Source organism: Sphingobium sp. BYY-5 (genome assembly GCF_022758885.1).
Taxonomy (GTDB): Bacteria; Pseudomonadota; Alphaproteobacteria; order Sphingomonadales; family Sphingomonadaceae; genus Sphingobium.
In genome coordinates, this window is the sequence record NZ_JALEBH010000002.1 from 464,862 (window position 1) to 476,376 (window position 11,515).

An 11,515-nucleotide genomic window follows, 5' to 3' on the forward strand; every position below is an offset into this window, starting at 1 on the left:
GCTATTCCAGCGGTTCGCCCGGCCAGGTTTCCGTATCCACCTGCGCCTGGGCCGTCTTGGGATAGCGCGGTCCAGAAACCGCCTCGAAGGTCAGGAGGGTATCGACCGCCGCCAATGTCTCAACGGACAGAGGAAGCGTGAGCGTCGCCAGATTCTCATTCAGATGAACCTCGCTGGTCGTCCCCGGAATGACAACGATATTGGCGCGGCGCGACAAGACCCAGGCCAGACTCAGTTGCGCCATCGTACAGCCCGCTTGATCCGCGATCGTCTTGAACTGCGCAGCCAGTTCCAGATTGCGTTCGAGGTGCGGCGACTGGAACCGGGGCATCGTCGCGCGAATATCGCCTTCAGGCACGCCGTCCGGACCGACGCCCCCCGCAAACACACCGCGGGCAACCGGCGAGAAGGCGACGAAACCGACGCCCAGTTCAACGCAGGCGTCCAGCACGGCGACTTCCGCATTGCGCGTCCAGGGCGAATATTCGGTCTGCATTGCGGCGATGGGATGAACCGCATGGGCGCGTCGCAACGTCTTCGCCGACATTTCCGACAGGCCGATCGCACCGATCTTGCCGGCTTCGACCGCACGCACCAGCGCGCCGACCGACTCCTCGATCGGGACATTGGGATCGAGCCGGTGGAGATAATAGAGGTCGATATGCTCGACGTTCAACCGCCGCAGCGAACCCTCCAGCGTCGCGGCGATGGCCTGCGGCGAACCATCCAAACCGCGCTGACCACCCTTCCCGCCCAGCACGCATTTGCTGGCCAGCACAAATTCGTCGCGCCTCCCCATGAGGGTGTGGCCGAGAAGTTCCTCATTGGCGCCAAAGCCATAGAGCGCGGCGGTGTCGAAAAAATCCACGCCCTGGTCGAGCGCATGAAGCAGCAATTTTTTGGCCTGACGCGGTTCGGGACGCGGCAGATAAGCATGGCTCAGGTTCATGCAGCCCAGGCCGATGGGAGACACGGTGAAAGGACCGATATTACGGGGCGACGGCGAGACAGTCATAGGGGATGATGATCCTGTTTCTGGTCGAGGGGCAGGGAGTGTTCCGCCATAGCGAGGCTTGTCCCGCCGTGCCAGCCATGATGCGCAAGAGCGGCTATAGTTGATGTCTGCCGATTGACGTCAAGGTCATGATAGGCCTGCTTCGTCCATGGTGCATGTCCGGCGGATCGGATAAGGCAGCGTCATGAGCAGCAACCAACCCTATCATCGGATCGGTATCGTCGGTACGGGACGGGTGGCCAGCGCCATGGCATTGGGATTGCAGAGTTATTCGACCAGGCCCGCTATGCTCTGGGGCAGAAATACGACGACTCTTGAGGTAGCCGCCGACCGGATCGGCGACGTTGCGGCGACCACCGATCTGCGCACCATCATCGCGAGTTGCGACTTGATCGCCATTGCCGTTGCCGACGATGCGATTGCGCAGATTGTGGCTGACATGGCCCGCTTCTCACCGCGCGACGACAGGCCTTTCATCTTCCATGTCAGCGGACGCAGCGGCGCAACATTACTGGACCCTTTGCGCGACCGGGGCGCGCTCACCGCCGCGATCCACCCCGTCATGACGTTTACCGGCAACCCACGAACCGAAGTAGCACGCATGATAGGCGCGCATTTCGCGATTACCGGTTCCAGTAAACAGGCGAGCCTGGAAGCGGCCAGGCTCGTTCAACTACTTGGCGGTATCCCGACTCCCATCGCGGAGGAACATCGCGCAGTTTATCATGCGGGTCTCTGCCATGCTGCCAATCATCTCGTCACACTCATCGACGGAGCCTGCCAGGCGCTGACAATGGCAGGCGTCGGCGATCCCCATGCCCTGCTCGCTCCCCTGGTCAGGGCGACATTGGACAACAGCCTGGAGAAAGGCTTTGCCGCCCTTTCCGGCCCGATGCTGAGGGGCGATGGCGAAACCATCGCCAATCATCTGGCCGCGCTGGCCAAGGATTGCCCGCAATTATTGCCGGCCTATCGTGCCATGGCGATGGCCACGCTCGATCGGCTGGAACAGCCGGGCGATCAATCCTTATCAGCCATCCGGCAAATATTAGGCTGACCTGGACGGGAAAGACATGTCCGCCACCTACGCTACAGGCGGCAGACCCTCGTCAGACCATAAGACCCTTGATCGCCTCAACCACCCGTTCGGGCGAGACGATATAAGCGTCCTCCAGCACCTTGGCGAAGGGGACTGGCGAATAGGGTGCGCCCAGGCGACGAACAGGCGCCTTCAACTGACCGAACAATTCTTCCGCCACGGTCGAGGCGATCTCCGCGCCGGGACCGAAACTGCGCACCGCCTCATGCGCGACGAGCAGGCGGCCCGTCTTGGCAACAGATGCCAGCACGGCTTCCTTGTCCCAGGGCGACACGGTGCGCAAATCGACCAACTCGACCGAAATGCCGGCTTCGGCCAATGGCTGCAACGCCTGCTGGCAACGGATGATCTGCGATGACCAGGAGACGATGGTGACATCCGTTCCCTCCTGCACGATGCGCGCCTTGCCGAGGGGAATTGGTCCCTGATCGTCCGCAACCTCGCCCGGAATGAACAGGGAACCTGCGGATTCGATGAAGATACAGGGATCGGGATCCTGAATACAGGACAGCAGCAACCCCTTATAGTCCGCCGGGCTGGATGGCGCGACGACCTTGATCCCCGCACTATGCGCGAACCATCCTTCCAGATGGTCGGCATGTTGGCCCGCCGTCTGCCAACCGGCGCCGGTCAAGGTGCGGATGGTGATCGGCACCGTGCTCTGCCCGCCCGACATGAAGCGCAGCTTGGCCGCATGGTTGAAGATCATGTCCATGGCGACGGTGGTGAAGTTCATCAGCATGATTTCCGCCACCGGCTTGTAACCGCTGAGCGCCGCGCCGATGGCCGCACCGATGATCGCCTGCTCGGAAATCGGCGTGGACTTCACCCGATCGTCACCGAAGCGGGTCGATAGTCCCGCAGTGGCGCCAGTGACGCCGCCGCCTTCGCGATCGGCTACATCCTCGCCCAGCACCAGCACCTTGTCATCTTCGGCCATGGCCTGCACCAGGGCGGCATTGACGGCCTGGAGAGCATTCATCTTCTGCGCGCTCATGCGGCAATCTCCTGAGCAAAGACATCGCGGCGCAGTTCGTCGAGCGATGGCGGCGGACTGGCGAGGCCAAATTCCTGCGCATCCTCGATTTCCGCTTCAATCTCTGCCTGCAGCGCCGCCAGCGTGGCTTCGGTCGCATGTCCCTGAGCGATCAGCCACGCCTTGAAGGCTGGTAGCGGGTCCTTCTCGATCGCCGCCGCCTTTTCCTCTTTGGTCATATATTTATCGTCGTCGCCCAGCACATGGCCAAGAAAGCGGAAGGTCTTGCATTCCAACAGCGTTGGCCCTTCGCCATCCCGCGCGCGGGTGATGGCTTCATGCGCGGCGGTATACATGGCGAGCGGATCATTGCCGTCGACGGTATGGCCGGGCATTCCATAGCCGATCGCACGCTTGGCGATGAAATCGACCGACGTGCCATTTTCATAGCGCGTATGTTCGGCAAAGCCGTTATTCTGGCAGACGAAGATCACCGGCAGCTTCCAGACGGACGCCAGATTGAGCGATTCATGGAAGGCGCCGATATTCGACGCGCCATCGCCGAAATAGGCAACAGTCACCCGCTTGCTGCCGTCCAGCTTGGCCGCCCAGGCAAGCCCGTTCGCGATCGGCATGGAGGAACCGACGATCCCGGTCGTCACCATGACCCCGGTTTCGGGATGGGTGAGGTGCATCGGCCCGCCCTTGCCCTTGCAGGTGCCATCGACACGCCCGGCAATCTCCGCCCAGAGCGGGCGCAACGGCATATCCTTGGCCACCATGTCATGGATGCCGCGATAGATGGTGCAGATCTTGTCGTCCGCATTGAGCAGAGACGAGATGGCCGAAGGAATGACTTCCTGCCCCCGCGCCGAATAATAGGGCATGACAAGCCGCCCCAGGCGGATGGTCTTGCGGATCGCATCGTCGTTGCGCTCGATACGGATCATGCGCCGGTAGATATCGACCAGCACTTCTGGGCTTAGCGCCGCGGCGTTGCTCAGCTCTGCCATGATGTCCTCAAATGACCAATAGATTTGCCCTGCATTGGCCCTGACGAGATCATGGTCAACTCGCCGGGGCGATATGTGGGCGGGGTCATCCGACAGCCCCTGCAAGTCCGGGGACCAGCCCGTCCCGCAGCCGGGAACTTCGCCCCGCCGATATGCACGATATGGCCTTGCATCGATCGCCCGGCGGCCCATGCTGACGCGAAAGGGATGGTGGAATGAACAAGAAGAAGGACAATGTACGCGCGGCGACGGAGCGCGTGCTGCAACTGGAATCCGAACTGGAGGCCGAGGGCACGGCCACGACGGGCGACGATCCGATGATCGCCATGCGCGCAGCGCTGCATGATTGGGTCGATACGGTGGTCGCAGTGGTTGCATCCCCCGGTGTCGGCCGGGTCACGTTGATCCATGATGATGGCAGCGAGTCCCGGATCGCGTCACCCGACCTGCCGTTCCGCCTTTCCCGGCCCGCGCGCTTCGACGATCAGGGCTGATTGCCAAGCCCCGCCGCATGGCGCGCGGCGATATAGCCAAACGTCATGGAGGGGCCGATGCTCGCGCCCGCACCGGGATAGACATTGCCCATGGGCGACGCCGTCGAAACACCCGTGGCATAGAGGCCGTCAATCGGGCTGCCGTCGGCACGCACCACCCGGCTGTGCCTGTCGGTGACGGCACCGCCATAAGTGGATACGTCGCCCGGAACGACATTGACGGCATAGAAGGGCGCCTTTTCGATCCTGCCCAGCGCCTTGTTCGGGCCATGATAGGGATCGCCGAGCCAAGCGTCATAGGCCCGTTCTCCCCTGTGGAAATCCTCGTCCACGCCCTTGTCGACAAAGCCGTTCCAGCGATCGACGGTGGACCGCAACGTCGCCGGATCGACATCGATCAGGGCTGCCAGTTCCTCAATCCCGTTTGCCTGCTTCAGATAGCCTTCCCGCGTCCAGGCGTCCGGCTTGCCGCGACCGGGCATTGTCCCGCCGAGCATGTATTGATCGATATAGTCGGCATCGAAGATCGCCCAGCTAGGCACGGCCGGCACGGTCTGATTGCGCTTCAGCATGGTTTCGCAGAATAGTTCGTAGGAACCGCCCTCATTCATGTAGCGCACGCCCGACTGATCGACGAGGATCGCGTGGGGCTTGCCGGTAATGCTCTGCGCGGGCGGTACGGGGAACATTCTTTCCCAGCCCGGCACCAGGGTGCATTGATAGCCGACCATCTGATCCATTTGCGCCAGCACGCCGCCGATGCGTTCCATCTCGACATGCATGTCGCCCATGTCGCTCTCATTGGTTTGCGACCAGTCCGCCCGCGTACCGGGAAGATAGCGGTCGCGCATCGCCTGATTGCGGGCAAAGCCGCCCGCGTTCACCAGCACACCGAGCCGAGCGCCGATCCGCCAGGGCCGACCATCCCGGTGCGTGAGGACACCGGTGACGCGATCATCCTCCACCATCAGGCCCGAAACGGGGGTTTCGAGCCGGATGTCAGCCCCGGCCGCCAGCGCAGCCTTGAGCATCCGCCCCTGCAACGCCGCGCCGGCCGACACGATCTTCTTCCCTGTCAGGCGTGCGCCAATGGTGCGCAACGCGACCTTCGCGAACATGGCACGGCCCAGCCAACTCTTCTTATAATAGGGCAGCTTCATCCCCTCATCCAGCCGAGCGGGAACCGGCAGGAAACCGGGGCGCAGCTTTTCGCGCCATTCGCCCAGTTCATTGGTGTCGAACAACTGGGCCACGACGCAGCGCGTCGTCGCGCAGCCGCCCGGCAATTCGTCATAATAATCGGGCCAGACATCCGCGGCACGCTCCAGCTTCACGCCCTTGCCAACCAGAAAGTCGATCATGCGCGGCGCTTCGTCGACATAGGCGCGGCGTTTTTCCGGCGTCGATCCAGGCGCTTCGCCAGAATCCGTGGCCACCACGGCATCGAGATAGGCAATGGCCGCTTCACGGCTATCCTCGTCGCCCGCTGCTTTCATGAAGCGGTTGCCGGGTATCCACATGACCCCGCCCGACTTGGCGGTGGTGCCGCCCGCCCAACGCGATTTTTCGAGGATGACGACCGATCTGCCGGCATCGCGCATGACCAACGCCGAACTCATCGACCCGGCGCCATTGCCCACAATCACCCAGTCGAACGTCTCGTCAAAGCCGGCCATGCTGCGCTCTCCCTTGTCTATTGCTGAAGCTATAGCGCGATGGGGCGGGATGGCATCCCGCGCGACGGCGGCCGGCGGCGCTTATCGCCCCGGCGACGTTGGCGGTCATGCAATGCGTGATAAAGGGAGCGGTCAGGAGAGAATATCATGCCCCAAACACTGCCCTCCTTCCAGGCGATCCTGCTCGAAAGGCGCGGGCGGCTTCTGGTGGTGACGCTCAATCGGCCGGAAGCCCTCAATGCGGTGAACCTGACGCTGCATGACGAACTGCCTGAGGCTCTTATCTTTGCCGGTATCGATCCCGATTCCGATGTCATTCTCCTCACGGGCGCTGGGCGGGCTTTTTCCGCTGGGGGCGATATTGCCCATATGGAGCATAATGCCGCCCATCCCCACCTGTTCGATCATGAAGCGCGGCAGGCCAAGCGGATCGTCACCGCGCTGCTCGATATCGAAAAGCCGATGGTGTGCCGGATGAACGGCCATGCCATCGGCCTGGGCGCCTCGATCGCACTGCTGTGCGATGTCATCTTCGCGGCGGAAGGCGCGAAGATCGGCGATCCCCATGTCGGGATCGGGCTGGTGGCGGGCGATGGCGGCGCGGTCATCTGGGCGCAGCGCATTGGCCTGGCCAAGGCGAAGGAATATCTGCTCACCGGCGAACTGCTGGACGCACGCCGGGCGGCGGGCATCGGCCTGATCAATCATTGCGTGGCGGCCGCCGACCTGGACAGCGAAGTGGACAGCTTCTGCACAAAATTGCTGGCTGGCGCGCCGCAGGCAATCCGCTGGACCAAGCTGCTGACCAATATGGAATTGAAGCGGATCGCGGGCGCAGTGATGGAGGCAGGCATTGCCTATGAAACGCTGAGCGTGCGCAGCGCCGACCATCGCGAAGGGATTGCGGCATTGAAGGAAAAAAGACCGCCGCGCTTTACCGGGCGATAGGCGCGCGGAAGGTCAAACAATCTCCGCGACGGAAACCCAGCGCCGCTGCGCGCTCGATATCCTTATGGCTTCCTGAAGTCGTTCGATTTCGATCGCTTCCGCAAAATCGGGTGCGCCCGTGCCATGGCCATGAATGGCTTCGACCATGGCTTGCATGGACAAGGCCATCGGGAAACTGGGCTGCGGCTCGGACTGCCAGTCCAGCGCAATGCCGGGCACGGTCCGGAATGGGGCGGGGATCGTAACATCTTCCAGCTTACCCCCAATCTGCCCGGCGCGCAGCACGCAGTCACGCGCCGTGGGAAAGGTCGGAGAGGAAGCCACCAGCCGCCCTTTGCCGCCGAATACGTCGATGACCCAGCCGTCATGCAGAGCCATGCTCCAACTGATCTGCATTTGGAGGACCAGCCCGCTTTCGAAACGGAGGAGGACATTGGCAAGATCGTTGGTTTCCGGCATGATGCCGTCTCCCTCCGGGAAGGTCCATTGCTTCAATATCTGACGATCGTCCGCGACGAGTTCGGTGATCGGACCGAACAGATGGCGCAGCATATAGAGCGCATGGCTGCCATTGTTCCGTACCGCCGACACCCCCTGCCCCGCTTGCGCGAACCAGTTATAGGGAAATTGCCGGTTCGGCGCGTTGAACAGCGACAGGTTGAAATGGCAGGTGCCGCCCAACGGAGCGCCGATATGGCCGGCCGCCAGCATCGCCTTCATCTGCCGGTGCGCGGGTAGCCATTGGGCGAAGGCGTCGACGACGCCGATACTGCCCGTCCCGCGCCACGCCGCGTCGATCGCCTTGGCCCCGGCCCAGTCGGGCGCATGGGGGCTGGCATTGTAGATATGCTTGCCATGGGCGAGCGCAGCCAGAACCATGGGCAAACGAACGCTGGGCCGGGTGCCGAGATCGACGATGTCGATATCGGGATCGGCGCACATCTGCTCGGCATTCCAGAAGGCGCGCGGCAGTCCCAGCCGATCCGCAGCAGCGCGCGCGCTTTCCTCGCGCGACGTGGAGATGGCCGCCACTTCCACCCCGGCTATAGCGCGCCAGGCGGGAAGATGCGCGAAGGCGCCCCAGGCGGCACTGACGATGCCGACGCGCAGGGACATGGTTATTCGATGGTGCCGAGGATGGTCCCAACCTCATAGGTCTCGCCCGGCGCAGCGATGATGCGCAGCGTTCCGCTGGCGGGCGCCTCCACTTCATTGGCCGACTTGTCGGCTTCCAGCAGGAAAAGCGGCTGGCCCTCCGCGACCTGCGCGCCATCCTCCACCAGCCATTCGGCAATCTGGGCCTCGGTCATCGAAAAGCCGATTTTGGGCAGCAGGATATCGGTGGCCACGTTCAGTCCCTCTCGCAATGCGGTGTCGTCTGGCTTCTTCATGCCCGTGGCGAGGCGCCGGCGGCAATGCGCGACAGGGCCGCCCGGGCCGATATCGTCGCCACGATCGGGCGTTTCAGTAACCGCGACTGTCCGTCCAATCCTCGGTCTCGCCGGGCTTGTAGGTCTTCCCCGGCGTCTTGCCCGATGCCGTGCGGAGATCGAAGCCGATCGGGTCCGCGCCGCCCTCTATCCCAACGCCAAAGGCGGAGAGCGCCCAACTGGTCATGACATAGTGACCGATCGAGAAGACCAGATCCATTTTCTGCCTTGTGTCGAAATGGCCGTCCAGCGCGGCCCAGGTCGGATCGGCGATCGTGCCGTCGCGCAGAAGCTCATCGACCGATCGCAGGACTGCATTATCGGCCTCATCCCAGTTTCCGCCTTGCGGATAATCGCGGATTGCCGCGATATCTTCCAGCGTCAGGCCTGCGTTGAGTGCATAGCCGACATGATTATGCCATTCATAGGCGGACTTCACCAACCAAGCGACACGCAGGATCAGCAGTTCCAGATGGCGCACAGACAGCGTGTTGGACATCAACAGATGCCGACCCCAGATATTATAGACCTTCCCCAGATCGGGGTGGTTTGCCATCACCATCAGGACATTGGTCTTCGATCCCTCTTCCCAGGCATTGGGTTCACCCCAATAGGAAAAGACTTCGCGGGCATCGTCTGTCCATTCCGCGCGCGGCAAGGGCAGGATGCGGGGCGTGATCTGGGACATCAGGAAACCTCCTTGAGCGCGTTGCACGATGGATCAGTGCATCGCCGGTTTGGGGGCCGGACCATCCCATCCACCCGCCGCCTTGAAGTCGGCGCGGCAGTGGCGGCTGGCGATCCAGGCCAGGATCGTGCTGGGAATGCCGACCAGTAGCGCCCAGCGCATGGCCATGCCGAGCGACTGTTCGCCATAGACGGGACGCAGGAGGTCGCTGAGCCAGCCGACCAGCACCGGTCCGCCGCCCAGCCCTACCACCTGGATCGACACCATCAATATAGCGATGGCCGTGGCGCGCGAGCGGGACGGCACCAGTCCCGCCACCACCGCCATCAACGGCGCCGCCGACAGGCCGCCGATGAGCATGTTGAGGCCATAGAGGGGGAATACCCGATCACCGGGGCCGGTTAGGATCATCCAGCCTATGCCGGTGGCCAACGCGCCGCTCAGCATCAGCATCCAGATATACCAACGCATATCGCGCCGGCCGAGAAAGTCGGCCAGCGGCCCGCCGATCGTATGGCCGATCGCCGATCCGAAGAAGAGTGCTCCACCCATCTGCAACCCGGCCTGACTGGCAGGCATACCATGGGTGCGCTCAACAAAGGCGGGCGCCCAACTGATGAAGCCCATGGTCAGCAAGGCGTTGAGCGAAGCGGCCAGGATCAGCGGCGGCAAGGTCCGGATCGCAAGCAGTTCGCGCGCAGTCTGGAGAAAGGAAACAGGCGGCCCCTTCTCCAACGGCGCACCGTCAGCGAGTCCGGGCCGGGTGTCGCGCAGCGTAAGCCACACGATCGGCGCCAGAACGAACCCCGGAATGCTCGCGAAGATCAGCGTGTTGCGCCAGCCATATTCCTGAACCGCCAGGCCACCTATGGCTGGCCCCAGAAAGGTGCCGAGCGAGGCGCCGAGAAGGAAAATGGACAGAGCCGTGGCGCGTTGCCGGATCGGAAAGAGATCGGCCACCCAGGCCTGTGACGGCGGAGTGAAACCTCCTTCGCCGAGGCCAATCCCCGCCCGCCCGATCAACAGCACCCAAAAGCTCTTGGCCGCGCCGCAGACGATGACCGCGATACTCCAGACGGTGGCGGCGATGGCGACGATCTTGCGCTTCGACCAGCGGTCGGCAAGGCGCGCCAGGGGGATGATCGCCAAGATGTAGACGATAGCGATAATCATGTCCTTGGCCATGCCGATCGCCGCGTCGGACAGGCCCAGTTCGCGGCGGATCGGTTCGACCATCACCACCATCAGATACCGTTCGCCCTGCACCGAAGCGGACACCAGCACCATGATGAACAGGAACCAGGACCGATAGGCCATGCCCGGCAACTGGTCCGTGGCGACGGGTGAACGCGGTTCGCAGTCGGCCATGGATAGTCCTCACCTGTTGGAGTCGGCCTTGCCTGGCCTTACATCGCCGCCGTATCAGCGGTCGGGCGGATCAAGATTTGCGACACGTTCGCGCGTGCAGGCAATGAGGCGATGAAAAGGATCGCTTGCGCGATGTCGTCCGGCTGCATCGCGCTGTCCTTGCCGACATGATGCTCCATCGCCTGGCGCATGGCGGGATCGCTGATGCCGCCCGCCACCTCCGTCGCCGTCGCGCCGGGTTCGACGATGGCGACGCGGATGCCGGCACCGCCCACTTCCTGCCGCAGGCTTTCGGTCAGGCCGGTAAGCCCGAACTTGCTGGTGGAATAGGGGCCAAACAGTCCGGCGGCGCGCCGTCCGGCCGTCGATGAGATATTGATGATATCGCCGCCGCCCTGCACCTTCATCGGCCCGATGGCGGCCTTGCAGGTATAGAGGGTGCCGAGCAAGTTGATGTCGATCACGCGCCGCCATTCATCGAGCGACAGGCTTTCCACCCCGCCCGACTGGATGACGCCCGCGGAATTGACGAGAATATCGATACGACCAAACTGGTCGACGGTATCGGCCACGGCCAGGCTCGCTTCCGCTTCGACGGCCACATCGCCCGGCAAGGCAATCGCCTGCCCTCCCATAGCATGGATGTGATCGACCAGCCTGCCAAGGCGGTCGACACGCCGCGCCGACAGGGCGACCGACGCTCCGGCGGCGGCCAGCGCAAGCGCCGCCGCCTCGCCGATCCCCGACGACGCGCCCGTCACCAGCGCAACCTTGCCCGCAAGACTGCCCGCCATATCCGCTCCTCCTA

12 protein-coding genes are annotated in these 11,515 nt (G+C 63.2%); 3 read left to right on the plus strand and 9 right to left on the minus strand.

Annotated elements, in window-relative coordinates:
- Position 1: 1 nt before the first annotated feature.
- Entirely contained in the window at positions 2-1,015 is a 1,014-nt protein-coding gene (locus MOK15_RS18155) for an aldo/keto reductase (protein WP_242933125.1), read from the minus strand.
- A 184-nt stretch (positions 1,016-1,199) separates the two neighbouring features.
- Here MOK15_RS18155 and MOK15_RS18160 point away from each other — a divergent pair, with 184 nt between their 5' ends.
- On the plus strand, positions 1,200-2,072 hold the full coding sequence (locus MOK15_RS18160) for a Rossmann-like and DUF2520 domain-containing protein (protein WP_242933126.1): 873 nt from the start codon (positions 1,200-1,202) through the stop codon (positions 2,070-2,072).
- Between the two features lie 52 nt (positions 2,073-2,124).
- Here MOK15_RS18160 and MOK15_RS18165 read toward each other — a convergent pair whose 3' ends face one another.
- The gene (locus MOK15_RS18165; RefSeq protein ID WP_242933127.1) at positions 2,125-3,111 is read right to left on the minus strand and encodes a transketolase C-terminal domain-containing protein; all 987 of its coding nucleotides are present in this window, start codon (positions 3,109-3,111) and stop codon (positions 2,125-2,127) included.
- Positions 3,108-4,103, minus strand: a complete 996-nt coding sequence (locus MOK15_RS18170) for a thiamine pyrophosphate-dependent dehydrogenase E1 component subunit alpha (protein ID WP_242933128.1) — start codon at positions 4,101-4,103, stop codon at positions 3,108-3,110. The genes MOK15_RS18165 and MOK15_RS18170 overlap by 4 nt, the downstream gene beginning before the upstream one ends.
- A 215-nt stretch (positions 4,104-4,318) precedes the next feature.
- Between MOK15_RS18170 and MOK15_RS18175 the strand changes: the two genes are divergently transcribed.
- Positions 4,319-4,597 carry a hypothetical protein gene (locus MOK15_RS18175; protein ID WP_242933129.1) on the plus strand — a complete coding sequence of 93 codons (279 nt, stop codon included), beginning with the start codon at positions 4,319-4,321 and terminating at the stop codon, positions 4,595-4,597.
- On the opposite strand, the gene MOK15_RS18180 is transcribed toward MOK15_RS18175, so the two are convergent.
- A complete protein-coding gene (locus MOK15_RS18180) occupies positions 4,588-6,273 on the minus strand; it encodes an FAD-dependent oxidoreductase (RefSeq protein WP_242933130.1) in 1,686 nt (561 codons plus the stop codon). The two genes, MOK15_RS18175 and MOK15_RS18180, sit on opposite strands and share 10 nt — an antisense overlap.
- 147 nt (positions 6,274-6,420) lie before the next feature.
- On the opposite strand from MOK15_RS18180, the gene MOK15_RS18185 reads away from it, so the two are divergent.
- The gene (locus MOK15_RS18185) at positions 6,421-7,221 is read left to right on the plus strand and encodes an enoyl-CoA hydratase-related protein (RefSeq protein ID WP_242933131.1); all 801 of its coding nucleotides are present in this window, start codon (positions 6,421-6,423) and stop codon (positions 7,219-7,221) included.
- 12 nt (positions 7,222-7,233) lie between these two features.
- Here MOK15_RS18185 and MOK15_RS18190 read toward each other — a convergent pair whose 3' ends face one another.
- From MOK15_RS18190 to MOK15_RS18210, 5 genes are all read right to left on the minus strand, one after another.
- Entirely contained in the window at positions 7,234-8,337 is a 1,104-nt protein-coding gene (locus MOK15_RS18190; protein WP_242933132.1) for a Gfo/Idh/MocA family oxidoreductase, read from the minus strand.
- A 2-nt stretch (positions 8,338-8,339) separates the two neighbouring features.
- The gene (locus tag MOK15_RS18195) at positions 8,340-8,570 is read right to left on the minus strand and encodes a lipoyl domain-containing protein (protein ID WP_242933781.1); all 231 of its coding nucleotides are present in this window, start codon (positions 8,568-8,570) and stop codon (positions 8,340-8,342) included.
- 115 nt (positions 8,571-8,685) lie between these two features.
- Positions 8,686-9,339 carry a carboxymuconolactone decarboxylase family protein gene (locus MOK15_RS18200; protein ID WP_242933133.1) on the minus strand — a complete coding sequence of 218 codons (654 nt, stop codon included), beginning with the start codon at positions 9,337-9,339 and terminating at the stop codon, positions 8,686-8,688.
- Positions 9,340-9,372: 33 nt separating this feature from the next.
- Positions 9,373-10,707 carry an MFS transporter gene (locus MOK15_RS18205; protein WP_242933134.1) on the minus strand — a complete coding sequence of 445 codons (1,335 nt, stop codon included), beginning with the start codon at positions 10,705-10,707 and terminating at the stop codon, positions 9,373-9,375.
- Between the two features lie 38 nt (positions 10,708-10,745).
- Positions 10,746-11,501 carry an SDR family NAD(P)-dependent oxidoreductase gene (locus tag MOK15_RS18210; RefSeq protein WP_242933135.1) on the minus strand — a complete coding sequence of 252 codons (756 nt, stop codon included), beginning with the start codon at positions 11,499-11,501 and terminating at the stop codon, positions 10,746-10,748.
- Between the last annotated feature and the right edge of the window lie 14 nt (positions 11,502-11,515).